At 75.0% G+C, this 24,955-nt stretch carries 19 protein-coding genes, 1 tRNA gene and 1 pseudogene; 6 read left to right on the plus strand and 15 right to left on the minus strand.

From position 1 onward, the window contains the following. Positions 1-99 precede the first annotated feature (99 nt). Genes ACZ4VL_RS25005 through ACZ4VL_RS25015 form a run of 3 tightly spaced genes read right to left on the minus strand, consistent with a single transcriptional unit; the run spans position 100 to position 3,469 of the window. Positions 100-1,695: an AMP-binding protein gene (locus tag ACZ4VL_RS25005; RefSeq protein WP_468204016.1), complete on the minus strand. Its 1,596-nt coding sequence runs from the start codon at positions 1,693-1,695 to the stop codon at positions 100-102. Then, complete coding sequence (locus tag ACZ4VL_RS25010; RefSeq protein ID WP_468204020.1) at positions 1,695-2,447, minus strand: glycosyltransferase family 2 protein; 753 nt, start codon at positions 2,445-2,447, stop codon at positions 1,695-1,697. Before ACZ4VL_RS25010 ends, ACZ4VL_RS25005 begins: the two co-directional genes overlap by 1 nt. Further along, positions 2,444-3,469 (minus strand): 3-oxoacyl-ACP synthase III family protein, encoded by a 1,026-nt coding sequence (locus tag ACZ4VL_RS25015; RefSeq protein WP_468204023.1) that lies wholly within the window; start codon positions 3,467-3,469, stop codon positions 2,444-2,446. Before ACZ4VL_RS25015 ends, ACZ4VL_RS25010 begins: the two co-directional genes overlap by 4 nt. Positions 3,470-3,639: 170 nt before the next feature. Between ACZ4VL_RS25015 and ACZ4VL_RS25020 the strand changes: the two genes are divergently transcribed. Continuing rightward, positions 3,640-5,142, plus strand: coding sequence for a hypothetical protein (locus ACZ4VL_RS25020; RefSeq protein ID WP_468204025.1), 1,503 nt, complete (start codon positions 3,640-3,642; stop codon positions 5,140-5,142). A 36-nt stretch (positions 5,143-5,178) separates the two neighbouring features. Continuing rightward, positions 5,179-5,514 (plus strand): hypothetical protein, encoded by a 336-nt coding sequence (locus ACZ4VL_RS25025; protein WP_468204026.1) that lies wholly within the window; start codon positions 5,179-5,181, stop codon positions 5,512-5,514. A gap of 41 nt (positions 5,515-5,555) precedes the next feature. On the opposite strand, the gene ACZ4VL_RS25030 is transcribed toward ACZ4VL_RS25025, so the two are convergent. The 9 genes from ACZ4VL_RS25030 to ACZ4VL_RS25070 form a co-directional block, all read right to left on the minus strand. After that, positions 5,556-6,887: a protein kinase domain-containing protein gene (locus tag ACZ4VL_RS25030; protein WP_468204028.1), complete on the minus strand. Its 1,332-nt coding sequence runs from the start codon at positions 6,885-6,887 to the stop codon at positions 5,556-5,558. After that, complete coding sequence (locus ACZ4VL_RS25035) at positions 6,884-7,954, minus strand: PP2C family serine/threonine-protein phosphatase (protein ID WP_468204030.1); 1,071 nt, start codon at positions 7,952-7,954, stop codon at positions 6,884-6,886. The genes ACZ4VL_RS25030 and ACZ4VL_RS25035 overlap by 4 nt, the downstream gene beginning before the upstream one ends. A gap of 146 nt (positions 7,955-8,100) precedes the next feature. After that, complete coding sequence (locus ACZ4VL_RS25040) at positions 8,101-8,760, minus strand: vWA domain-containing protein (RefSeq protein ID WP_468204079.1); 660 nt, start codon at positions 8,758-8,760, stop codon at positions 8,101-8,103. A gap of 16 nt (positions 8,761-8,776) precedes the next feature. Further along, positions 8,777-8,926, minus strand: coding sequence for a hypothetical protein (locus ACZ4VL_RS25045; RefSeq protein WP_361089640.1), 150 nt, complete (start codon positions 8,924-8,926; stop codon positions 8,777-8,779). A gap of 47 nt (positions 8,927-8,973) precedes the next feature. Then, positions 8,974-10,677 (minus strand): TRAFAC clade GTPase domain-containing protein, encoded by a 1,704-nt coding sequence (locus tag ACZ4VL_RS25050; RefSeq protein ID WP_468204032.1) that lies wholly within the window; start codon positions 10,675-10,677, stop codon positions 8,974-8,976. After that, entirely contained in the window at positions 10,674-13,328 is a 2,655-nt protein-coding gene (locus ACZ4VL_RS25055) for a GTPase-associated protein 1-related protein (RefSeq protein ID WP_468204034.1), read from the minus strand. The genes ACZ4VL_RS25050 and ACZ4VL_RS25055 overlap by 4 nt, the downstream gene beginning before the upstream one ends. After that, positions 13,325-14,605 carry a TRAFAC clade GTPase domain-containing protein gene (locus ACZ4VL_RS25060; RefSeq protein WP_468204036.1) on the minus strand — a complete coding sequence of 427 codons (1,281 nt, stop codon included), beginning with the start codon at positions 14,603-14,605 and terminating at the stop codon, positions 13,325-13,327. Before ACZ4VL_RS25060 ends, ACZ4VL_RS25055 begins: the two co-directional genes overlap by 4 nt. Before the next feature lies 1 nt (position 14,606). After that, positions 14,607-17,237 carry a hypothetical protein gene (locus ACZ4VL_RS25065; protein ID WP_468204038.1) on the minus strand — a complete coding sequence of 877 codons (2,631 nt, stop codon included), beginning with the start codon at positions 17,235-17,237 and terminating at the stop codon, positions 14,607-14,609. 497 nt (positions 17,238-17,734) lie between these two features. Next, complete coding sequence (locus ACZ4VL_RS25070) at positions 17,735-17,860, minus strand: hypothetical protein (protein ID WP_468204039.1); 126 nt, start codon at positions 17,858-17,860, stop codon at positions 17,735-17,737. Between the two features lie 1,123 nt (positions 17,861-18,983). On the opposite strand from ACZ4VL_RS25070, the gene ACZ4VL_RS25075 reads away from it, so the two are divergent. After that, complete coding sequence (locus tag ACZ4VL_RS25075; RefSeq protein ID WP_468204041.1) at positions 18,984-19,382, plus strand: tetratricopeptide repeat protein; 399 nt, start codon at positions 18,984-18,986, stop codon at positions 19,380-19,382. Between the two features lie 21 nt (positions 19,383-19,403). Then, a pseudogene (locus tag ACZ4VL_RS25080) lies at positions 19,404-19,631 on the plus strand (IS5/IS1182 family transposase); the annotation flags it as partial. A 157-nt stretch (positions 19,632-19,788) separates the two neighbouring features. On the opposite strand, the gene ACZ4VL_RS25085 reads toward ACZ4VL_RS25080, so the two are convergent. Then, the gene (locus ACZ4VL_RS25085) at positions 19,789-20,553 is read right to left on the minus strand and encodes a MerR family transcriptional regulator (protein WP_468204044.1); all 765 of its coding nucleotides are present in this window, start codon (positions 20,551-20,553) and stop codon (positions 19,789-19,791) included. A 339-nt stretch (positions 20,554-20,892) separates the two neighbouring features. Between ACZ4VL_RS25085 and ACZ4VL_RS25090 the strand changes: the two genes are divergently transcribed. Beyond that, positions 20,893-22,956 (plus strand): phosphocholine-specific phospholipase C, encoded by a 2,064-nt coding sequence (locus ACZ4VL_RS25090; protein WP_468204047.1) that lies wholly within the window; start codon positions 20,893-20,895, stop codon positions 22,954-22,956. Positions 22,957-23,117: 161 nt separating this feature from the next. Continuing rightward, a complete protein-coding gene (locus ACZ4VL_RS25095; RefSeq protein ID WP_468204050.1) occupies positions 23,118-23,891 on the plus strand; it encodes an alpha/beta fold hydrolase in 774 nt (257 codons plus the stop codon). 102 nt (positions 23,892-23,993) lie between these two features. Here the strand turns inward: ACZ4VL_RS25095 and ACZ4VL_RS25100 are convergent. Further along, positions 23,994-24,066, minus strand: a tRNA-His gene (locus ACZ4VL_RS25100). 90 nt (positions 24,067-24,156) lie between these two features. Further along, a complete protein-coding gene (locus tag ACZ4VL_RS25105; RefSeq protein ID WP_468204051.1) occupies positions 24,157-24,933 on the minus strand; it encodes a CTP synthase C-terminal region-related (seleno)protein in 777 nt (258 codons plus the stop codon). Between the last annotated feature and the right edge of the window lie 22 nt (positions 24,934-24,955).

A 24,955-nucleotide genomic window follows, 5' to 3' on the forward strand; every position in this document is an offset into this window, starting at 1 on the left:
GCCCGGGGGCCGGGGACGCCGTCGTCGCCGTGGCGGCGGGGGGTCGGGCCGCGTGTGCCGCTGCTCCCGCGGCCGGTGTCGGGCGGGCCGCCGGGGCGGTCATCGCCGGGCCCCGAGGCGGGTGGCGGCCAGGGCCGCGGTCGCCGCGCGGTCCGGTTTGCGGGACCGGCCGGCGAGCGGGACCTCCGCGAACACGACCGCGTCGGGGCGGGCGGAGCCCATCCGCCGCAGCGGGTCGGCCAGTGCGGCCCGCAGCTGCGGTTCGGTGGCGCCGCGCCGCGGTTGGACGACGGCCACGAGCCGTTCGTCGCCCGCCGTCTCCGCGGCTGAGCCGGCCGGGACGCCGACGAGCACGGCCAGCTCCACGCCCGGCACGTGCAGCGAGGGCTCGTACAGGCCGGGGTAGATGTTCTCGGCGCGGCGCAGCACCATGTCCTTCGTCCTTCCTTCCAGCACGATGCGTCCCGTCCCGTCCAGTCGGGCGCGGTCGCCCGTCCGCACCCACGGGTCGGGTTCCTCGCCCAGGTAGCGGTGTCGGGCCGCCGGCCCGGACAGGAGCAGCTGCCCGTCCTCGTCGGTCTTCGCCGCCACGCCGGGCAGGGGGGCGCCGACCAGGTCGCCGGGGCCCTCGTACGCGGCCTTCTCCCGCGCTTCGACGGCGGCCGCCGGGAACAGCTCGGTCAGCGCGTACACCCCCCAGGCCTGTTCGGCGCCCGCCTCCCGTACGCGGCCCAGCAGTTCGGCGCCGGCCGGGGCCGAGCCGGTCCACACGCGGCCGTGGAACCGGGCTCCCGCGGCCAGGGCGTCGCGTATTCGGGGTGGCGTCAGGTAGGTGTCGGCCGGCTCCAGGCGGTGGAGCTGGCGGGCCAGGACCCGCGGGGAGCGGGCGGGGAGGGCCACGGGGGCGCCGCGGGTGAGCGCGGGTACGAGCACGAAGAACGTGCCCCCGAGCACCGGCCGGTCCTCCCCGCCGCCCCCGAGCCCCCCGCCGCCCCCGAGCCCCCCGCCGCCCCCGAGCCCCCTGAGCCCCCCGGCCCCCGTCGGCTCCCCGGCCCCCGTGAACAGGGTGCTCACCGTTTCCATGCCGGCGGCCAGGCTCGCCCGCGTGTGCACCACGGCCCGCGGCTGCGAGGTGGTCCCCGAGGTGAAGACGATCACCGCGTCGGCGTCGGCGTCGATGGCCCCCGCGGCCCCGGCCCCCGCCCCGGCCCCCGGCCGCGGCGCGGCCCGGTCCAGCGTCGGGGCGCACCCCGGTAGCCGCGGCCCGACGGTGGCCACCGGCCCGCCGAGCCCGGCCAGGTCGGGCAGTTCGAGCCGGGCCCTGCGGGCCAGCGGCCGGGCCCACCCGGCGACGGCCTGCGCGGCCGCGTCGGCCAGCACCAGCGAGGGCCGGGCCAGGGCCAGCCGGGCCCGCAGCACGTCGGGCCCGGCGCCGGGGTCGAGGACGGCCCCGCGCAGCCCGAGCCGCCACAGGGCCAGCAGCACGGCCAGGGCGCGCGGCCCGGGCCGGACGGCGACGCCGACGGTGTCCCCGGGACGCAGCCCCCGCGCGTGCAGGGCGGCGGCGTACGCGTCGGCCAGGTCGGCGAGTTCGCCGCACCGGGCCCGGACCCGGGGTGCGCCCGTGCGGGAGGCGGTCAGGACGGCGGGCCGCTCGGGGCGGCTGCGCAGCGCGTGGTCGAGTCGGTCGAGCATCAGCGGGGGTCGTCCGTTCCGTGCGGGCCGCTGCCCTGGTCGAGGTACCAGCGGGCGGTGCCGAGGATCCCGTACGCCCGCAGCCGGCGGGTGGAGTTCTCCACGACCATGGACCGGCAGCGGCTGATCCGGTCGGTGTGGCGGCGTACGGCGTTCAGGAAGAGCCGGTCCGTGGGCGACGGCCGGCGCGGCATGCCGCCGACCGCCAGGTACAGCTCGGCGGTGACGGCCATGTTGTTCCCGGCGTGCATGCGGTACGGGGCCCGGAACTCGCCGCGCCGCACGTGCTGCGGCCGCAGCCGCCCGAACAGCGCCGCGAGGGATACGAGGGCGGTGAACCCGGCCCTGCCGAGCGGGCCGTGTTCGTCGCGCCGGGCGGTGATCCGCCCGCACACCAGGCCCGGGCGGGCCGTCAGCGCCGCCCGCGCGGCCCCCGCCCAGCCGGGCCGGGGGAGGCAGTCGGCGTCGGTCCGGGCCAGGAGGGTGGCGCCCTGCCCGATCGCGTACCGGAAGCCGGTGTCCACGGCGGACCCGACGCCCTTCTCCGGCTCCACCAGGACCCGCACCGGGAACGGCGCGCCCGCCGCGAACTCCCGGGCGATGTCCCCGGTACGGTCGGTGGAGGCGTTGTCGACGACCAGCAGCGTGAAGTCCCGGTCCCGCTGCGCGGCGAGCGCGGCGAGGGTGTCGGGCAGCCGGGCCTCCTCCTGGTGGGCGGGCAGCACCACCCACAGCGGGTGCCCGCCGCTCACGACTTCTCCCAGACCATCGTCATGATGCTGATGCCGCCGCCCAGCCCCACGCACAGCACCCGCTCGCCCGGGGCGAGTTCCGTGAACACCCGGTCCAGCTGCACGCCGATGCTGGCGCTCGCGATGTTCCCGAGCTCGGGCACCGTCACCACCAGCTTGCCGTCCGGCACCCCGGTCAGCTCCGCGAACCGCTCCAGGTAGGGCACGGTGACCTGGTGCACCAGCACCTTGGCGACCCCGTCCCAGTCCAGGCCGGTGCGGTGCAGCGTCCGGTCGATGACGGCCGTGCCCACCTTCTCGAACACGCCCCGCAGTTCGTGCCCGTCACCGCGGAAGTAGGTGTACGCGTCCCCGCGCGGGTGCCGCGACCCGCCGCCCGGGATGCCCCCGACCTCCCAGTGCTCCGAGTGGGTCTCGGTGTCCACGTCGAGGATCCCGCCGCGCTCCACCGCCTCCACGACCACGGCCGCGCCCGCGTCGCCGAAGGTGTAGCCGGCGAATCCGTCGCGGAGTTCGGCGGGGCTGCCCGGCGCGTACTGCACGGCCCGGCTCGGGGTCTCGCCGGTGACGACGAGGGCCCGCCGGGCCCGGCCGGCCAGGACCATCGCCCGGGCGAGGTCGATGCCGTTGATGAAGCTGTTGCAGGCGTTGGTGACGTCCAGGGCGTGGGCCCGCGTCCCCAGCTCCGCCTGCACGATGTGCGCGGTGGCCGGCTCGACCATGTCGCGGGACGCGGACGCGAACAGCAGCAGGTCGATGTCGGGCCCGGTGAGCCCGGCGGCGTCCAGCGCCCGGCGGGCCGCGCCCACGGCGAGGGTGGACGCGTACACGCCGGGGCCGGCGATCCGGCGGGAGCGGATCCCGGTGGCCTGCGTGAGCAGCCTGGGCGGCAGCGCGAGGCCGCTGCGCCGCGCCACCTCCTGCTGGAGGGAGTCCGAGGTCAGGACCTCCTCGGGCAGCACGCTGCCGACGGCGGTGATGCCGGCGGCCCGGGGCTGCGGTTCGTGCGACTGAAGGAACATGTCCTCACGATGGCAAGGCGCCCGCGGCCCGGGCCTGAGTACGGATGCTCAGATCGCACGCGCGTGCGCACGCTCCCGGATGAGTACGACGACCCGCTGATCGCACCCAACCGGGCGACAGGCGGGGCCCGTTTACGTAGGGTGAGGGCAGACCACGGGGGAGGGGCCGCATGGCAGCACGCAGCTTACCGACGCTGGCGCAGTACCGGACCGACGGTGTGACCCGCCACCTGTGCGCGGGCGCCCACCTCGACGAGGACTTCGCCCGCGACGTCGACACCGAGCTCACCGAGGACCGGCTGAACGCCATCGGCCTCACCCTCGGCATCGACCTGATCGCGCTCGCCCGCCACGCCCGCGCCGCGGTCCGCCGGATCGACCTCCGCGACCTGTACCTGACGTGGATATGCGCCGTCTGCGTGTGGGCGGCCGTGCCGACCCTGCTGTACGCGGCCGCCGCCGGCCCGACCGGGCTCGGCTACACCGCCGGCGCGGCGATCGTCCTCGGGTACGCGGCCGCCTGGTGGCTGGTCCACCGCACCGAGAGCGGGGCCCGCGGCGCGGCGCTCGCCGTCGAGCACGGCTCCGAGCGGGCCGCCGACCTCGCGCCGCCCGTCGAACCGGAGGCGGAGCAGCGGCTCCTCGAACAGAAGAAGGCCAACGTCGTCCCGTACACGGCGAGCGCCGAACGCACCAATCCCTTCGTCGGCAGCGGCTCGAAGCTGAAAGAGATGGTGTGGCAGCCCATCGACGTCAGCCGGCCCGCCGATGACCCGGCGGGCGGCGGCGGCAAGCTGACCATCAAGCCGTTCGACGCGATCGACCTGCACACCTTCGTCGCCCGCGAGATGGAGAACATCGCCGGCCTCAAGGGACTGCGGGCCCGCAACCGGCTGTACGTGATCGGCAACCACGTCCCGTACGTCGGCCCCGAACTGCTCCCGGACCGGCTGCGCAGGCCCCGCTCCCAGATCCCCAAGCAGCTCGTCCAGGCCGGCCTGGTCCAGTCCGGCGCGGGCATGCGCACCTATCTGAGCCTGGAGCGCGCCGGCGAGGGCGGCCGGGCCATCGTCTCCATGCACCTGCGGGCCCGGCTCCAGCACCCGAGCCTCACCTGGGAGGTGTCGGCGTACGGGATCCCCCCGCTGCAGGCCCGCTTCGACCGGGTGAACCAGCTGCCGGTGGACGGGTTCGAACGCTGGTGGAGCCTGGTCTCGTACGCGACCGGCGCCACCCTGTCCCTGCTGCTCGGTGCGCCCCGGCGGGCCTCGCGCCGGTCCGCGGACCGGCGCCGGCGGGCCAGGGGGCTGGAGAAGTGGCGCCGCGAGATCGACAAGCGGCACCTGCTGTACGACTACGGGGCCGTCGACAGCATCCGCGAACGGGTCTCCGACTGGAAGCAGTTGGGCTTCTCCGAACGCACCGACTCGCAGGACTTCCTGCAGCGGCTCCAGCAGGGCGTGCTGATAGCGACGGAGCGGTTCCTGAAGGACCACAACGTCGACACCAGCTCCTACGACCAGGCGCAGCAGGTCATCAACACCCACACCTACAACTTCCAGGGCGACATCCACGGCCCCGGCAACTACGGCCCCGGCGGCACCATCAACGGCCACGGGGCGGGGGCCGGAGCGCACCCGTCGGGCGCCGCCCAGGGCCCGTCGCACCCCTGAGCCGGCCCCCGACACCCACAGCGCGAGGAGGACCGCATGGGCGGCAACTACACCTTCAACGGGAACATCAACGGCCCCGCCAACTTCGGGGACAACGGCGTCATCAACGTCGGACAGCAGGACGGCGCCGCCGAGACCCTCCGGCTGGCGACCCAGCTCGCCCAGTGGCTCCGCGACCAGGGCGCCGCCCCGGCCCGGATCGAGGCGGCGGAGGTCCTGCGCGGCGAACTGGACCGCGCCGCGCAGGAACGCCGTCCCGCCGAGCCGGGGCTGATCCGCCGCTCCCTGGAGACCATCACCCTGGGCCTGGGTGCGGGCAGCGGCGGCCTCGCCCTGGCCCAGGAGATCGGCCGCCTCGTCGCCGGCGGCTGAACCCGCCACGCCCCGCCCCGCCCCCCGGCCCGGGGGGGCGGCTACTTCGCGCGGACGACGGCGCGGGCGCCGCCGAAGTCCAGTTCCAGGCCCGAGCGCAGCGGAACCGTCTGGCCCGGGTCGATGCGCTGGGTGGTGCCGTCCGCCCGGGTGCCGGTCCACGTGTCGGCCGACCGGTTGGCCAGCCCGAACCGGCCCGGTTTCTGCGGGTGTTCGGTCAGCTGGGCCACCAGCGTCGTGTCGCCGTAGTCGTGCCGGACCGGCTCGGGGGCCAGGTGGTGCGCCTGCACCCGCGAAGACCGGTGCAGCAGGATGTGGTGCTCGGTGCGCGGCGGGGGAGTGGTCAGCACCAGCCGGGGCGGCAGCACCAGCGTGTTCCCGCAGCCCCAGCAGGCCCCCGGAGTTGCCGAACGGGGCTCGGTCATGTTCTGCCGCCCGCAGTGCGCGCACTCCACCACCGCGTCGTACACCGCCCGTAGGGTGTCCCGCCACTGGCCCTCGCGGACCCGGGAGGCCGGGTCGTGCAGGCCCGTGGTGAAGTTCTTCGTGAACAGGTCCCGCAGTGAGTCCGGGGCCGCCGCCCAGGTGGCCAGCACGGTCTGCTGCTCGGCCGGGTCGGGGGCGTTGGAGCGGTCCTGCGGGTCGAAGACGAACAGCGGCTGCTTCCCGTACAGCTTGCGCTCGGCGGCCTCGTCCAGGCAGTGGATCGCCAGCTCGCGCCGCCCCTTGAGCGGGTGGTGGTTCATCAGCAGCATGAACAGCAGCACCGACAGCGAGTGCAGGTCGCTCTGCGTGCCGGGGGTGGCCCCCCGGTCGCCGCGCACCAGTTCGGGTGCCATGAACTCCATGGTCCCCGAGATGCCGGTGCTGTCGCCCTCCACCACCGCGTTGTCGTTGTCGCAGACCAGCACGTCCCCCGTGGCCGGGTCGAAGAAGATGTTGCCCCAGGAGATGTCCCGGTACGCGATCCCCCGCGAGTGCAGCGCCTGGTACGCCTCGACCGTGTACAGGCAGGCCTTCAACAGGGCCCGCGTCGAGGTGCGCAGCTGCCGCCGGAACAGCAGCGGCAGGCCCTTGAACCGGTCCGGCCGGATGTCCATCAGGTAGCCGAAGCCGCCGCGCCCGTCGGCCACGAAGTCCAGGGGCCACAGGAAGCGGTCGTCGTCGAAACCGCGGCCCACCAGCTGGCGGACGATGGCCTCCTGCTCGGGTGTCGCGCAGGCCGGGTAGTACCACTTGAGGGCCTGGTCCCCGGCGGGGGTCCGGACCCGGTAGACCTCGCCCTGGCCTCCTGCGCCGAGCAGGTCGAAGACGTCCACGGCCAGGCCGCCGTCGGTCGTCAGCCGGGTACCGCTGTCGAGCATGCCGCTCATGTTCCACTCCCGTGCGGGTCTGTCGTCGTGTCGAGCCCGGTCGCCGCGGGGCCGGCGTCCGCGACGCCGCCGTAGCCGGTGGGGCCGTGGTCCACGGGACCGGAGCCGGTCAGGCCTTCGGCCGTGCCCGCGGTCGCGGCCGCGTCCGCCGCCCCGGCGGGCGTCGCGGGGGGCGTCGGAGGAGGAGGTGGCGGCAGCGGCGGCGCCGGTTCCGGTACGCTGCCGGCCGCCGCGGCCGTGTTCCAGGCGGCGACCAGCGTGGTGTCGTCGCCCGAGTGCTGCGAGGCCTTGCCCAGCCATGCGGGCAGCAGGGCCCGGACGGTGGCGGCGCCCTCCGCCGACAGCCGGTCGTCCAGCCCGGCCATGAACTGGAGGAACCCCCGGTCCGAGGCGAAGCTCTTGGACAGCCCGTCGGTGGACACCGCGACCAGCCGCGGCGTCCGGGAGGGGGCCGTGACCGGCGCCCAGTGGGTCCGGACCCGCAGCCAGGCCTCCGGGGTGCACAGTGATTCCGTCTCGTCGCCCAGGTCGGCCTCCACGGGGGCCAGCGGCACGCTCACCCGCCCGTCGTCCCCCACCACGGTCAGCTCGCCGTCGCCGAGCTGCCAGGCCGCGAACACGCGGGGCGTGAGCACGGCGCCGACGAGCGTGCTCCCGTACAGCAGCAGCTTGTCCTCGTCGGTCAGGCCCGGCTCCTCGTGGGAGCTGGTCCGCGCCCAGTTGCCGAGCACCCGCTCCCGCCAGGCGCTGACCAGTTGGCGCGGGAAGGTGTGCTCGGCGTAGTGCATCAGCCAGGCCAGGCTCGGCGGCCGCTCGTCGCCCCGCGGCCGGGCGAGTTCACCGAACTGCCGGGCCTGCTCGACGAAGAGGTCCACCGCGAACCGGGAGCCCAGGTGGCTGCGGGCGTGCACCGCCGACCCGTGGCCGTCGGCGACGGCCAGGATCAGCGGCTCCTCGGCGGTCCCGCGTCCCAGGGCGTCGCAGTAGTCCTGGTTGCGGGTCTTGTTGACGCCCTGCACGCTCTGCCGCAGCGTCTCCCACGGCGCCGGCGCCGGCGCCGACGTCACGGCCGGGACGGGCCGTGACACGGACGACGGCTCGGGTGACGGCTCGGACGGCGGCTCGGACGGTGGCCCGGGCCACGGCTCGGACGGCGGCTCGGGCCACGGCTCGGACGGTGGCCCGGGTGACGGCTCGGGTGACACGGGGCCGCTCACCACACGTCGTCATCGTCGTCGTCGAGCACCGGCGGGGCGTACGGCGGCTGCTTGACCATGCCGTCGCCGCCCGCCACCGGCTGGGAGGCCGCCTTGACCGCCGCCGTCGACGCCCAGCGGATCGCCGCCGCGAGCTGCTTGGGGCTGTTCGCGTCGAGCGGCTGGAGCTCCGGATTGCCGAGGAACTCCTGCAGGACGGTGCGGTCCGCGTCCGCGCCGATCGCGATGGCCACCCGGACGGCCTTGCGCCCCCACGGGGTCGCGTCCACCGCCCGCAGGCCGGCCTTCCAGTCGTCCGTCGGCACCCCGTCGGAGACGAGGGCGAGGACCGGCTTGAGCGCGCGCTGCGGCATCGGCGGGGTGTCCAGTTCCCGGGCGACCAGCTGGAGCGCATCGCCCAGGTTGGTCATGCCGTCGACCTGGACGTCCTGCCAGGTGAAGTTCTCCACCGGCACCGGGTCCTGGTGGTGCCAGCGCGCGGTGGTGGAGAACGTCATGGTCCGCAGCAGCAGCTGGGCCGCCGGATTGTCCTGCGCCACCGAGCGCATCTCCGGAACGGCCTCTCTGATCGCGTAGTTGAGCTGGCCGATCTTCTCGCCCTGCATCGAGTACGAGCAGTCGAGCAGCCAGATGAAGTGGACCGGCCGGTTCGCCATCGGCCCGCCGGGGATGTCACTCACTGCTGATCTCCTTCAACTCCCAAAGCCATTGCGGTACGTACTGCACGAGCGCCGCCAGTGCGGCGGCCGCCGTCAACGCGACCGCCACCACGAGCAGGGCCAGCATCAGCCGCCGGCCCCGCGTGATCTGCGGTGTCACCATGGGGTGTTGCTCCTCTCCGCGACCCTAACCAGTCGCCCCGGCCCTCGTCACAGGCTTGATCGATCCGGTGTGCCGCGGCCGGCGGAACCACGCGGTCGGGGCAGCCGCGGGATGCGCTGCCGGCCCGGCGGCCGCCCCCCGCCGGCCGGGCCGTCGGGACCGCCGGGTCCGCCGGTCGGACCGCCGACCCGCAGCCCCGTCCGCGCCAGCAGCCACAGCACCGGCTCCGCCGCCCGCAGTTGTTCGGACTCCAGGGCCCCCGCCCCGGTGGCCGCGCGGGCGCTGACCGCCCAGAAGCGGGCCGCCGCGAAGTCGTGGCCCAGTGACCGCACCAGGTCGCCCAGTCCGATGTCCTCCAGCCAGGCGTCCACCGGCCCGTCCCCGGGCCGCGGCAGCGAGTCCAGCCGGTCCAGCACGTCCCGCTTGGTCACCACCGCCGCCACGCCCAGGCGCCGGCGCCGGCCGCCCAGGCCCTGGAGCTCCCCGGTGAACCCCGCGTACGTCTCCACCGGGCCCAGGTCGGCGGGCCGGGCGGCCACCGCCAGCTGGCCGTCGCCCGCGCGCAGGGAGCGCCGTACCACGGGCGAGGCCAGCACGTCCGTGACGAGCAGCACCCCGTCGGCGTGCGCCAGGTACTGCTGGCGGCGGGTGGTGTCCGCGTCCCGCAGGGACTCGCCCATCGGGTCGTACACGTACAGCAGCCGCTGCCGCCGCAGCCGCCCGCGCCCCTTGCCCACCAGCAGCATCAGCGCGCGCGGCTGCCCACCCTGGGTCTTCAGCGCCCAGCCGGTGGTGTCCACCTGCCGGCCGAGGGTGGTGCCGTCGTGCCGGTCGGCGGGGGAGGCGTAGTCGACGGTCAGGCGGGACCGGTGCGACCAGGCCGTCAGCCCGTCCAGCACGGCCGCCAGCAGCATCGTCTTCCCGGCGGAGGTGCCCCCGACCAACGGCAGGTGCACCACCCGCGTCGTGCCGACGGCCTGCGGCAGCCCCTGGTCGCAGTGCGGGCAGCGCGCGGCCAGTCCGCTCCGCCCGGCCAGCGCGGTCGTGGGCAGCGCCCGCCCGCAGCGGCAGACGTGCCGCACCACCCCGTACCGGCCGGCCCGCAGCTCGCGGTGGGCGGCGCCACAGCCCGGGCACACGTACACGGCCAGCGGGAACGGCCGGTAGCAGCCGGGGTACGGGCACTTCATCCGGATGCCGCGGACCAGCTTCCACAGCCGGTCCGCGCCCCGCCCGGCCAGCACCCCGACCAGGACGACCGCCGTCACCAGCACCAGCTGCGCGGCGAACGCGACCGCGATCCCGGCCAGCAGCACCCAGGACAGCAGCGCGGACAGCACCGCCGCCAGCGCCATCCCGGGCGCGATCAGCCGCAGCACCAGGCGGCCGATCCAGTGCTCGGCCTCCTCCCCGGTGTAGCCGCTGCACCCGCGCAGCAGCCTGCCCCGCACCATCTCGTCCAGCCAGTGCCGGGTCAGCAGGTACCACACCAGCCCGGCGGCCGCCCGCGCGGCCCCGGCCGCGTCGGTCCACATCTGCAGCGCCCAGTAGGCCAGGTGGGCGGGCTCCGCCCCGGGCTGCGGGGCGGTGATCCGCGGGTCCGGGGCGCCGGGGGTGCGGGGCCCGAACGCGGACGCGGCGGCCTGTACCGCCAGGCCCAGGAACCGCCACAGGCCGTACCCGAGGCAGACCAGCACCCCGATGGCCCCGGAGGCGTACAGGAGGATCTCCAGGCCCAGCTCGGGGCTCACGGCCGCCCGCCCTTCCCGTCGACGTCCCGGCCGGCGTGCCGGTAGGCGTTCCGGTCGGGGTCCCGGTCGGCGGCATCGGGCGGCCCGGCCGGGCGCCCGGGATCGACGGGCCCGCCGCTGCCGCCGCGGGGCGGCGGATCGGCGGGGGCACCGCCCCGGCCGCCGCCCTTCGCCGCGCGGCGGCCCGTGGCGCGGCCGGCCCCCCGGCCCGCCCCGGTGAAGCGGTCCCGCAGTCGCCCGAAGGCGCCCGGCCGCTGCCAGCCGCGGAACTCCTGCGCCCAGCGCCCGCCCAGGCGGCCCAGCTCCTCCTCCAGGGCCGCGAGCCCGTCCGGTGGCAGGCCCCGCACCACCGGCCGCAGCACCCCGTCCAGCAGGTCCGTGCGGGCCTCCTGCCACACCGCACCCCCCTGCGGCTGCGAGGACCAGGTCGCGAAGCACTCGGCCGCGTAGTGCGGGTCGAGGCGGAGCCGGTCCACGACCCGCGGCTCGCGCGCGGCCCGCCGGTACGCGGCCAGCAGCACCGCGTCGTTGCTCTCGATCAGGGCCCGCAGCTCGCTGTCGGGCCGGCCCTCGGCGGCCAGCAGCCGCCCGGCCACCGCCCCGTAGGCGTGGTCCCGGGCGGCCGGCGACGGCTTCAGCGTCCCCAGGTCCAGGGCCTGCCGCACCCAGCCCGGGCCGGCCGCGCCCGCGCGCAGGTTCCGGGCCAGCTCCAGCATCAGCAGCGACGGCCGCAGCGGGGGCGGGAGTTCGGCCGCGAAGTGCCGCAGCAGCTCCGGGGCCAGCTCCTCCGCCGCCCGGTCCTCGGCCGGGGCGTCCACCGCGGCCAGCGCGAGGAGTTCCCAGGTGCCGGACTCCCGGTGGGGGCCGGGGCCCGTCGCCGTGAGCAGCAGCCAGGCCTCCTGCGCACCCGGCGCCCCCTCGGGCCACACCAGTCGCATCGCGGTCCGCAGCACCAGCGGCTCCGCCTCCAGCGGGACCCCGGCCGCCTGCACCAGGTCGGCCAGCGCCCGCACCCGGTCACCGCCCGGCTCCGCCCCCCGCGCGCACATCCGCAGGTGCGGGAGGGCGTCGGCCGTCGCCAGCCGTAGCGGGGTCCGGGCGAACACCCGGGCCGCCGCGGCGGGATCCCCCGCCGCGAGCCGGTCCAGCCGGTCCAGGACCAGGGCCCGCAGCCCGGGCAGCTCGTCCAGCGCGTCCCGTACCGGGTCGCCGTACGTCCCCTCCGGGTCGGCGAGCAGCGCCCGCGCCAGGTGCCGGGCCACCTCCGGCAGTACGTCGTGGGTGTCGATGCCGAGCTCGCCGCCGACCCGCAGCAGGCCCACCCGGTCCGCCGGCCCGCGCTGCGGGTCGGCCAGCGCCGCCCGCAGCTCCGGCTCCAGCTCCACGCCGAGCTGCAACCGGGCCGGTCCGCCCAGCAGCCCGGCCGACGGGGCGGGGCCTCCGGAGCGCACCGCCCGGGCCAGGGCGAGCGCCGCGAGGGGCTCCGTCACCGCCACGGGGGCCCATCCGGCCAGCGCCGCCAGCAGCCGTCCGCACGCGGCGGCCTCGGCGGCCGCAGCTTCCGCGTCCCCGCCGCCCGCGCCACCGCGTCCGGCTCCGTCCCCGGCCCCGTCCCAGCTGCTGTCCGCGGGCTCGCCCAGGGCTGCGGCCAGTGCCTGGAGCCGTCCGCCGTCCAACGCCTCCCGGTGCTCCGCCGCCCAGTCGGCGGCCGCCGCCCGGCCCGCCGGGTCCAGGCCGATCCCCGCCGCCAGGGCGAGCGCGGCCAGCGGTCCGGCCGCGTACGGCTCCGCGGACAGCTGCCGGACCTCCGCGAACAGCTCCTGCCGCGCTGCCCGCCAGATCCGTGCCGCGGTCTGAGCCCAGGCGTCGGGTGCCGGGGCGGGGCCCGCCGCCCGGGCGGCGTCGTACACCCGGTAGCGGTGCTCCTGCCCGGCCAGGCCGAGCCCGTCGTCCGGGAGCACGCCGACGATCTGCTGCCGGGCGAGCTGAGGCCGGCGGGTGTACGTGGTGAAGGTCAGCCACTGGCCCCGCTGGTGCGGCAGCACGCTGCAGGCCAGCATGATCCAGCGGGCCGCGGCCTCGCTGTCCGGCTCCACCACGACGATCTGCGGGGCCGCCGGATCCTCGCCGAGCCGCCGCACGTCCGCGAAGAAACCGGCGAGCCAGCGCCCGCGGGCGGTCACGAACTCCGCCAGCGCCCGCCGGTCCAGCGGCCCCGGCGCCGGCACCGAAGCCAGGGGCGGCAGGGGCGCCCCGGCCGGCGGGCTCTCGTCGGCCCACTGCGGGGAGCCCCAGGAGGTGATCGGCAGCGGTCCCTCGGCCGGCCGGTCCGGACCGGCGGGCTGCGGCAGGTGCACGGCGTGGGCGTGGAAGTTGCCCCAGCGGCCGCTGTAGTCCGCGCCGGTGTACACGGAGCGGGCCAGCAGCCGGCTGCCGTCGGCGAGCACGTTCAGGCTCAACGCCTGGGGGAAGGCGAGCAGTTGCTCCGGGCCCGGGCGCGGCGGGGCGTCCCGGGGCGGCTCGTACCCGATCAGCTGCTCGGCCTCCCGCAGCAGCGACACCGGCACGCCCGGGCTGACCGCGGTGAACCGGAAGCCCGAGCCGTCCGGGCCGGGCGGCGCCGAGGTGTAGTGCAGTTGCGCGAGGTTCACGCCTCTCCTCCCGATCCCGTACGCCGGATGCCGACGCCCGCACCACTGGCGGCCGGGGCGCGCCGCAGCAGCCCGTCCAGCCCCAGCAGCCACAGCAGCGGGTCTTCCACGCGCAGCGGCTGCGGACCGGACTTGGGGGCGTCGGACGGGGACCCCGCGGGCGGCGGGGAGCCCAGCGCCGAGATCCCGAACAGCGACAGCTGCGCGAAGTCCCGCTCCAGCTGCCGGAACAGCGCCCCCGAGTCCCAGCTGTCGAGCAGGGCGCGCATCTCCTCGTGCACGGCCAGTCGGTCCTCGTCGTCCACCGCACCGCCCGAGTGGTCGGCGTTGCGCCGCAGCGGGGAGTGCGGGCCCACCAGCGAGAACAGGGAGTCGGTCTTGGTGACGGCGACGGCCACCGGGGTGGTGACCCGGCCCCGGCTGCTGCCCCGGCCGTGGGCGCGCAGCTGCGCCGCGAGGTCGGCCGCGATCTGCTGCGGCGGGGTCTCCACGGTCGGCAGCGGCAGCCCGGAGTCCACGGGCAGCTGGTCCCGTACGGCCCGCATCTGCAGCGGGTCGACGAGCAGGACGATGCCGTCGGCGGCGGCCAGGTAGTGGGTGTAGCGGTCCATGGCCTCGGCGCTGCCGAGGTCCTCGCCGGCCGCGTCGAAGAAGACGAGCGCGGTGTGCCGGCTGCCGTCTCCGAGGAGCCGGCGGCGCAGCGGCAGGCTGAGCCGGTACAGCAGCGGGTCGTTGAAGCCCAGCGCCGCCGGCCTGGTCGCCTCGGGCAGCCGCAGCCGGTCGTACAGGTCCTCGGCCATCTCCCGGTCGCGGCGCTGGGTCTCGCCGCCCATCGCGGTGATCGAGGCTCCGTACGCCCGGCCGACCCGGTTGCGGAGCTCGTTGATCAGTACGGAGACGTACGTGCTCTTCCCGGAGGCCTTCGGGCCGAGCAGGGCGATGATCCGGGTGTCCTGGTCGCAGTAGTCGCTGGGGAAGTCGCTGTGGCAGCGCAGGCAGACGCGGACCGGGGTGGACACCCCGCAGTGGGGGCAGTCCGCGCGGGAGGCGCCGCCGACGCCGAGACGGCCGGCGAGGCCGCGCGGGCCGGGGAAGACGGGGCCGCGCAGGGTGAGCGCGGGCGGCACGCTCGGACCCATGAACTCGGCCCACACGGTGTCGAGTTCGGCGGTGCAGGGTTTGCCCCCGCGCACCCCGGTCGCGGACATCTGGCAGCGGAACGGCAGCCGGGCGGCGGAGGAGCGGTCGAAGCAGTAGGGGCAGACGACGGAGGTCATGTCAGCGGACCACCAGGGAGGTGAGGGAGGGCTCGTCGAGCCGGACGGAGGCGGCACGGCCGCCGAGGAGGAAACCGCGTACGGCATACGGGCCGGCGGCGGGCGGGTGGGGGGCGATCTCGCGCTCCACGGTCCCGGCGGCGGCGAGTTCGCTGCCGGTGACGCGGCACAGTTCGGTGCCCTCGGCGGCCCGGTGGGGGCGGGCGGTGCCCCCGCCGGCGCCGGCCACGAGGACGAAGTCGGGCAGGCCTGTCCCGGGGTCGCCGCCGGGGGCGAGCAGGGTGACGCGGAGTACCGAGGGCCCGCGGCGCAGCATCCGCCGCTGCCCGGGCAGCACCTGGTAGGCGATGGCGACGTCGGCGGCCAGCAGCACCTGACCGGCGTCGCCGAAGGGGGCGGCCACCGTCGCGAGGGAGCTGCGGGGGGCGGCGTACGCGGTGATCCGGACCGCTCCGGGCCCGACGGGCAGCTCCAGTCCCTCGCGCAGGAACACGGCGCGCACGACGGGGTGTTCGGCGGGTTCGCCGGGACCGCCGCCGGCCGCGGGGGCGGTGGCGACGACGACCCGGCCCGCGTCCTCGGGCCAGTCGAAGGTGATGCGGGCGCGGCCGGCGGTGGTCCGGTGGGCGGCGAGCCCGACCACGGGCTGAGGGGCCTCGACGGCGGTGCTCGGCCCGGCCAGGGCGCGTTCGCCGAGCACGGCCACGGCGCTGACGGTGGCCAGCGTGCCGGGCGGCGGGTCCGCGGCCCCGGCCGCGTCCACCCAGGGCAGTGCCGGCGGCAGCGCGTCGGCGGCCAGCTCGGTCCCCTCGGCGGGGGCCGCGCCGGGCCACTGCACGATCCGTACGTCGGCCCCCGCCCCCCCGGTCCAGTGGAGCCGCAGCCCGCCGCCGTCCCGGGCCCGCGCACCGAGGCCGACGACGGCCTCGGGCCACGCGTGCACGGTGACGTCCCGCTCGACCCCGACCGACGACACGTCCCCCCGGACCCCGGCGTACCGCGCCCGGACCCGCACGGCGTACGGCCCCGCCGCGAGCCCGCCGACCCGAACCCCTTCGCTCCCGCCCCCGCCGGGGTGCGTGTCGGGCGCTGCGGGATCCGCCCCCGCGCCGCCGGAGCCGTGGGCGGCGCCTGCAGCCGCAGCCGGGCGGCCCGGCCGGGGGTTCCCGGAGGCTGCGCGGGCGGCCGTGGCTGCGGCCGCCGTGAAGCCGGGTATCACGGGCCCGTGCGGCACGGTGCGGCCGTCGGGCCCGGTCAGGGTCACCTCGACGCCGACGGCCCCGGCCGGGCGTAACCAGGAGGCCTCGATCCGGGCGCGCCCGTCGGCGAGGACCAGCTCCCCCACCTCCGGCGCGACCAGCAGCACCGCGCTGACCAACGGCCCGACCTCCCCGACCTCCCCGGCCGCCGCGCCGTCGGCAGCGGCGTCGGCCGCGGCGGTGGTCGCGCGACCGGGAGCGGCGCCCGATGGTGCGCCGCGCTCGGCCGCGGTGGTTCCGCGCGGGAGGGCCACGTAGCGGACCTCGCGGGTCAGCGGGGCCTGCAGGTCGGTGACCGGGCCGTCCGCCGGGTCGCCGGGGATCTGGGTCAGCGGAACGGTGAGCGGTTCGCCGCGGGTCAGCCTGACGACCCGCCACGAAGCCCCGGACAAGCCACGGACCCCGGTCACCTCAGGAGCCCCGCCCACCCCGGCAGCCCCTGCGGGTCCGGCAGCCCCTGCGGGTCCGGCAGCCCCGGCCGTTGCGCCGTCAACCGGTGCGGCGGGCCCGGCCGCAGCCGGGGGTTCGTCCTCGACGGGCGGGAGGTGCCGGAGCTCGACCTCCCCCGTCGGGGCGAGGGCGGCCGTCAGGCGGCCGTGGGACGGGGTGTGGGTGCGGACCAGGCCGCGGACCGCGCGGGGGCAGTCCCAGGCCAGCCGTGCGGCCCGCCCGTAGCGGGCCGCGGCCCCCTCCCGGTCCCCGACGTCCTCGCGGGCCCGGGCCTCCTCCAGCAGCGCGTCCGCGTCCCGCACCCGCGCGGCGATCCCGGTGAGCCGGTCCGTCAGCAGCCGGTCCCCGGCCGCCGGCGGCAGTGCGGCCGCGCACAGGGCGGCGGCGCGGATCCGGCCCTGCGCCCACGCGTCCTCCAGCCCCTCGGCGGCGGCCCGTCCGGCCGCGTCCAGCCGGGCCCGCCCGGCCGCGGCCTGCGCCAGGGCGGCCGCCTCCGCGGGGTCGATCCCGAGGGCGGCGGCAGTTTCGGGCCGGTTCCCGCGGGGGTGGTCGTGCAGCAGCTGCACCAGCTGGTAGAGCAGGATCCGGCGGAGCGCGGCGGGATCCCGTTCCTGTAGCGCGGCGAGCCGTTCCACGAGCCCCGCGGCAGCGGGCCCGCCGCGCGCCGCGACCGGCCCGCGCAACACCGCCGCCCCCACGTGCCGCCGCCGGCCCGGGCCTTCGACGGCGAAGACCCCGTCCAGGACGCGCAGCCGCCCGCCGGGCGGGACCAGTAACTCTCCCAAGTGGCCGAGACCGAGCCCCTGTTGCGCGGCGGCGAGTTCCCCGTACCGCTCCACCAGCGGAGCCACCGGCAGGCCGGTGAGCGCGCGCGACAGTCCGAGGGCATGCCCGAAGCCGGTCCCCGTGCCCGTCCCCGTCATGCCCCCGTGCCCCCCGCGCGATGTGTCCTGAAGGTCATTCCAGCAGATCCGGGCGGCCGCCGGGAGGGCTTTGCGTTCTCCCGGCGTGCGGCGGGGCGTCACGGACCGCTCTCCGTCCGGTACCCCGGGGCCGCTGTCCTCGGGTCGCCCCTCGGCTCCCCGTCCCCCGACAGCATCAGGACATCAAGGGCGTCGTCACTCTGTTGCAGGAGAGCCGCGCCTCGGACGGAACACGGGGCGGGTCCGACCAGCAGGAAGCCCCGCCCGTGCATCCGGGGAGGGTCCACGGCCGGGGTCGTTGCGGAGTGGTCCCGCTCAGTGCTCGCGCCGCCGGACCGGGCGACGAGTGGCAGCGTTGCGCCACCACCACAAGCCCGGGCAGCCGGGCAGCGAGAGGCCGGAGAACTCCCCGCACCGCGCGCACCCCGGCGACCCGTTCTCGGGGTCGACGGCCCACTCGGCGTCACAGCGGGGGCACTTCGTCACTGGGCCTGCTCTCACGTGCTCAGGTCGTACTCTCCGGCCTTGACGGCGGCCGTCAGGTCGGCCCACTCGGCGGACGTGTACGCGACGTGACGTGACGTGACGAACCTCGGGGAAGCGGTCCGCGCACCGTCGTGCACCCCCCCATCGCGCGTGTCGGCTTCCAGCACGGGAGGGGCGGGATCCCAAGCGGTCCGACCTCCGAGGGTCGGCCGTTCCGGATCGGAAACAGGCCGTACGGGCTGTCTGCGAGCTTCACAGGGGTCACGCGGTCCGCCGGTATTTCCTGGCGCACTCGCGGTGCCGGTAGACGACCGTGGGCGGGCCGGACTGCCGTTCCACGGTTCCCCGTCGGCAAGGCTCAAGGCCTCCGATCGGCTCGTTGCACTCGGGGCACGTCTCACCGGCCGGCGCGAACGTCATGTACTCGTCCCTACGTGCGTCCGTGTCCGCGGTCGTCCTGGTCATTCCCGCTGTCCCCTCGTCTACCTCGGCGACCCCGGCCGTCCGGCGTGCTCACTCAGCTGGGAACCGGGCGAGGAAAACCCCTCAAGTACCCTGAACCATCGGTGCACCAGTGGCTCAAGGGGCACATGCCCAAAGACGACGTGCGGCCGCTGATCCTGGAAGCGCTGGCCAGGAAATCGGGCCGCCCCATCACGAACAGTGAGGCGGGTTTCCCGACACCTTCCTCCGAGGAGTCCTGCCTGCTCCCCGGTACGGTGGAAGGATTGCTGGACCTGGGGAGGCAGGACACGGACCCTTCGCGCCGTAGCGTGCTCGGAGTAGGCCTGTTCGCCGTTGCCCTCACCGTACCCAATTGGCCTGACGTGGTCGGTCGAATGGATGCCGTCCGAAAAGGCGAGGCCCGGCGCATCGGGATGTCCGACGTTCAGTCGGTCATCGTCATGACGGAGCGCCTCTCGGACATTGACGACCAATTCGGCGGACGGACGGCCCGTCCGATGGCTGCCGCCTATCTCGTCAACACCGTTGCCCCGTATCTGTCCGCTGACGCTCCGGACGAGGTCCGTAAGGCCATGATGGCCGCTGCGTCTGACCTCTTGTACCTCACGGGGTACATGGCCGTCGATGAGGGCGTACACGGAATGGCGCTGAGACTTGCTGATGCTGCCGCTTCCGCTTCCCCGCAGGCCGGTCCCAGAATACGAGCGTTCCTCACCGGACAGCAGGCGCACGCGGCGGCTCAAGAGGGTGATAGGCGTCTGCGCCCTGCAGCGCATGAGAGAAGCCGAAGTCGCCATGGACAAGGCCGAGTCACAGTACAAGACGTTCGGGTCCTACAGCCCTTCCTCGCTGGCGTATCACGTGGGACAGGTCCGTTACGAACTGGGCGACGTGGCGGGCTCCATCGAGTCGCTCGGAGAATCGGACCGGCTACGCCCCGGCACGTTCAGGCGGACGAGCATTCGCTATCTGTCCGTACTGGCCGAACGGCAACTGGAGGTCGGACACTTGGAGGCGGCCTGTGAAACGTGGGGGCGGACATTGGAGATGTACCCACTCGTTCAGTCCGGCCAGTGCGACCGGAGTGTCGCCGCCATGTACAGCCGCATTCGTCCGTATCTGAAGAATCGCGCGGCGCGCGAACTGTACGAACGGGCTCGGCTCGTCGCACCGCCGAACTCGCTGCCCCGCTGAAACACGAAACGCCCGGATAACGACCGGCATCGACGCTGGTCGGCGGACGACACCTGGGAGAACGTCCTGCGTGCCGTCCAGACCGACGCCGACGCCGAGGAACGTATCGACTGGACCATGGTCGGCATTGACGCGACGACCTGCCGGGCCCATCAGCATGCCGCCGGGGCTCGAAGGCGTCGGCCGCGCATTCCAAGGAAACCTACCCCGCCCACTCAGCATCGCCACGACGAGGCTCTCGGCCGGTCCATGCCGGTCGTCGAGCCGCGTTCGCGCCTCACGGCCGGGTGGCGGTCACCCGCGCACCCGGCCTGATCACCCCAGCGGCGACAGGGCGTACTGCCGTCGCAGCCGTTCGCCTCCGGCCGCGCTCGTGACCCGCCGAACAGCCTTTGGTCGCGTGCGCTCAGCTCAGCCGGGCATCGGCGTAGACGGTCATCGCATCGCGCTGGTAGACGGCGAGACCGTCGGCGATCTTGTCGAAGTTGGCCCGCATCTGCGGGTCGTCGACATAGGTCTGGCCCACTCCCTTGTACGCGGCCGCGGTCGGGGTCCAGAACCGGCAGACGCCCTGGTAGTTGGCGTCCACCTCGGCCTGTACCGCAGGGTCGGACACCGGCGTGCCGGCCACCATGAACTCCGCCATACGGATCATCTGCGCCGTCACCTCACGCTGCCAGCGCTCCGTGTCCTCGGAGGTCATCGCCTCGACGGCCTGCCGGGACTGCTCCCACGCCTGCGGCCACCGCTCCCGTACCTCGGCCTCGGCCTCGGAGGACGGCTGGAACCCCTCGAACAGGTTCTCCGGCTTGTTGATCTTCGTCATGTGGTCCTTGTCCTCACCTTCTTCCAGTTCGGCGATGGTGCGGCCGACCGTACGGGCCAGCGTCTCCAGCCGGTCCCGTTCCGCGAGCAGCCGTTGGTGGTGCTCACGGAGCACGGCCACCTGGTCGAGCCGGGTGTCCAGGACCGCCTGGATCTCGCGCAGCCCCAGGTCGAGTTCCCGCATCAGCAGGATCTGCTGCAACCGCAGCAGATCGGCCTCCTCGTAGTAGCGGTGCCCGTTGCTCCCGATCCATGCCGGCGGCAGCAGGCCGATCTCGTCGTAATGCCGCAGCGTCCGCGACGTCACCTTGGACATCCGCGCCACCTCCGCGATCGACCAGGCCATTGCCGGTGCCTCCCTCGCCGGGCCGGTCTCTCCGGCCACACACATGACCGTAGAAGTTGCCGCAACGGAAAGCGCAAGCCCGAAGCCCTGTTGGACGGGCGCCAGGCCCTGGCCCGTAGGACACGCCACCGAGGGAAGCGCCGTGCCGACCGGCCCGGCGGTGCCGGTTCGCAGCTCCGGGCGGCCGCCGGGGCCGGGGGGGCTTTGCGTTCTCCCGGCGTACGGCGGGGCGTCACGGATTGCTCTCCGTCCGGTACCCCGGGGCCGCTGTCCTTGGGTCGCCCCTCGGCTCCCCGTCACCCCTCCCCGTCCCCCTCACCCGTAGAGGTCGTCATCCCCATGGCTGAACTCAACCGCCGCAGGTTCCTCCAGATCGCCGGCGGCACTGCCGCCCTGGCGATGCTGAACGAGAGCATCGCCAGGGCGGCCGCCATCCCGGCGCAGGGCACCACCGGCACCCTCCAGGACATCGAGCACATCGTCGTGCTGATGCAGGAGAACCGTTCCTTCGACCACTACTTCGGCACCATGAAGGGCGTCCGCGGTTTCGGCGACCCGCGCCCGGTCGTGCAGGACAACGGCAGGTCCGTCTTCTACCAGTCCAACGGCACGAAGGACGTCCTCCCCTTCCACCCGGACGTGCCGGACCTCGGCATGCAGTTCCTGGAGGGCCTGAACCACGACTGGGCCGGCGGCCACCAGGCCTACAACAACGGCAAGTACGACAAGTGGGTGCCGGCGAAGACCGCCACCACCATGGCGTACATGACCCGGAACGACATCCCGTTCCACTACGCCCTGGCCGACGCGTTCACCGTGTGCGACGCCTACCACTGCTCCTTCATCGGCGCCACCGACCCGAACCGCTACTACCTGTGGACGGGCTGCACCGGCAACGACGGCACCGGCGGCGGCCCCGTCCTCGGCAACCAGGAGGCCGGCTACGGCTGGAAGACCTACCCCGAGCGCCTGGAGGCGGCCGGGATCTCCTGGAAGGTGTACCAGGACGTCGGTGACGGCCTGAACGCCGCCGGTTCCTGGGGCTGGATCAACGACGCCTTCCGCGGCAACTACGGCGACAACTCCCTCCTCTACTTCAACTCCTTCCGCAACGCCCAGCCCGGCAGCCCCCTGTACGAGAAGGCCCGCACCGGCACCGACGCCAAGGCGGGCGAAGGCTACTTCGACCGGCTGCGCGCGGACGTGGTGAACGGCGCCCTCCCGCAGGTCTCCTGGATCGCGGCCCCTGAGGCGTTCAGCGAGCACGCGAACTGGCCGACGAACTTCGGCGCCTGGTACATCTCGAAGGTCCTGGACGCACTGACCGCGAACCCGGCGGTGTGGGCGAAGACCGCCCTGTTCATCACGTACGACGAGAACGACGGCTTCTTCGACCACGTCGTCCCGCCGTACCCGCCGGCGTCCTCCGCGTGGGGCCTGTCCACGGCCGACGTCACGGGGGACCTGTACGCGGGCGGCGGGGGCTACGCGGCCGGACCGTACGGGCTCGGCCCGCGCGTCCCGATGATCGTCGTCTCGCCGTGGAGCAAGGGCGGCTACGTCTGCTCCGAGACCTTCGACCACACCTCGGTGATCCGTTTCATGGAGAAGCGCTTCGGCGTGCAGGAGCCCAACATCTCGCCCTGGCGCCGCGCCGTGTGCGGTGACCTGACCTCGGCCTTCGACTTCACCAGGGCCGACTCCGCGCCCGCCGCGCTCCCGTCGACGGCCGGGTACGTGCCGGCGGACAAGAACCGCCACCCCTCCTACCACCCGGTCCCGCCGGCGGCCGGCGCCCTGCCGCGGCAGGAGGCCGGCTCCAAGCCGACCCGCGCCCTGGGCTACGCCCCGTACGTGGACGGCAGGGCCACCGTCTCCACCGGCAAGTTCACCCTGACCTTCTCGTCCGGCCCCACCCTCGGCGCCCACTTCCACAGCACCTCGGGCAACCGTACGGACGGGCCGTGGCCGTACACGGTGGAGGCGGGCAGGACCCTGTCCGACACCTGGTCGACGAGCAGCTCCACCGGCAACACGATCGACCTCACGGTCTGGGGCCCCAACGGGTTCCTGCGGACGTGGAAGGGCCCGGCGAAGAAGACCGGCCCCGAGGTGACGACCCGCCACGACGCCGCCACCGGCAACCTGAACCTGACCCTGACCAACTCCGGAACGGCCGCCGTCAACCTCACGGTGACCAACGCCTACGACGGCGCGGCGACCCGCACCCTCCGGGTCGCGGCCGGCGCGACCGTCTCCCACACGATGGACCTGCAGTCCTCGTCCCGCTGGTACGACGTCACGGTCGTCTCGGACCGCGACGCCACGTTCCTGCGCCGCTTCGCGGGCCACGTGGAGACGGGCGTCCCGGGCGTCTCCGACCCGGCGCTCAAGACCGTCTGACCCGGCCCTGCGCACCGCGCGACGGCCGCCGCTCAAGGACCTGACGGTCCCGGGGCGGCGGCTGCCGGCGTGCGACGGCGGCGGAGCGGTGTGGGCGCGGGCCCGGTGGGCAGTACGTACGGCGTCGGTTTCCGCCACCTCCGTCACACAGGGAGAACGCATTGGCCATCGCCCACCGCAGGATCGGCACCGGACCGCTGCGCGCCATCGTGCTGCACGACTGGTTCGGCACCTCCGCCAACTGGGGTTCCGTGCTGGACTTCTTCGACCCGGAGGGCTTCTCGTACGCCTTCCCGGACTACCGCGGCTACGGCGACCGCCGGGACGTCCCCGGCCGCTACAACCTCGCCGAGATCGCCGACGACGTCCTCGCCCTCGCCGACGAGCTCGGCTGGGCCACCTTCTCCCTCATCGGCCACTCCATGGGCGGCAAGGCCGTCCAGCAGGTCCTGGCCCGCGCCCCCGAGCGGGTCGAGAAGCTGATCGGCGTCAACCCGGTCCCGGCGGGCCCGTACGAGATGGACGACGCCACTCACGCCCTCTTCCACGGCGCCGCCGCCAGTCCGGAGAACCGGCGGGTCATCCTCGACCTGGTCACCGGCCACCGCGCGAGCCGGCACTGGCTGGACCGGATGGTCGCGCACTCGGTCGCCGTCTCCCGCCCCGAGGCCTTCGCCGCGTACCTGTCGAGCTGGCAGTCGCTGGACCTGTCGGCGGCGGTGAAGGGCAGCACCGTCCCGGTGCTGGTCCTCGCGGGCGAGTACGACCTCGCGCTGAGTCCCGACGTGATGCACGCCACCTGGCAGGTCACGTACCCGAACTGCCGGGTCCTCCCGCTCCCCGGGGCCGGCCACTACCCGCCGCACGAGACCCCGGTGGCCTTCGTCACAGCGGTCGAGGAGTTCCTCCGCTCCGACCGGGGCGGCGACGCCTAGCGCACGACGCGCAGCACGCGCAGAACGTACGGAACATACGGAACGTACGAAAAGCCCGTAGGGGCACGAGGGAGAAGACCTCGTGCCCCTACGGGACTGAAGGGTGAGTGACGGGACTCGAACCCGCGGCCACCTGGACCACAACCAGGTGCTCTACCAACTGAGCTACACCCACCACGACGGGCGGCGGACCGCCCGTTCGATGTGCACGCACAGCATAGCCGATCAGACGGGGGGTCCTGCGACGCGATATCCGGCCGCGCTGTCACGCGGTCGGCGCGGCGGCGGCGTGCGCGACGGCCGCGGCGGCGAGCGCCTTCACGATCGGGTGCGGCCGGCTGCCGTCGCCGTACAGCTCCGGCTGGAACAGCGTGGCCAGGAAGAACGGGTGGCCCGGCAGTTCCGCGATCCGCGGCTGTCCGTCCTCGTCGTGCCCCGACAGGCGCAGGCCGTGGGCGGTGAGCGCCGGCAGGTGCCGCGGCGCGGGCCCGTAGGTGCAGTGGTAGCGCTCGGTGGTGCGCTCCGCGCCGAGCACGGACTCGGCGAGCGAGCCGGACTCCACCCGGACGACCCCCTCGTGCCCGACGAGCGAACAGGCCAGCGGGCCGATGAGGAGGTCCTCGGCGCCGGGGTCGTTCTCGGCGTGTGCGACGTGGGACAGCCCGCAGACGGCGCGGGCGTACTCCAGCAGGGCGTGCTGGAAGCCGCCGCAGGTCCCGAGGAACGCAATGCCCTCCTCCCGCGCCACCCGGATCGCCGCCAGCGCCCCGGCCTCGCTGGCGTACGGGCTGCCGGGCAGCACCCAGACGGCGTCGAAGCGGGCCAGGGCCCCGGCGGCGGCCTCGGCCTCCGCCTCCGCGGTGGAGATCCAGTACGCGTCCAGGACCAGCCCGTCGCGGGAGGCGAGGGCGTCGAGGAGGAGCGGGATCCGGGTGTGGGAGGTCACGTGCGGGGAGCGGTCGCCGACGAGGGCGATCCGGGCGACGGGCGTCACCTCGGGGATCGTGGCGGTGGCGATGTCGGTCGTGCCGTTGCTGGTCATGGCGATCATCCTGGGGGCGACC

Source organism: Streptomyces sp. NPDC029014 (genome assembly GCF_055564695.1).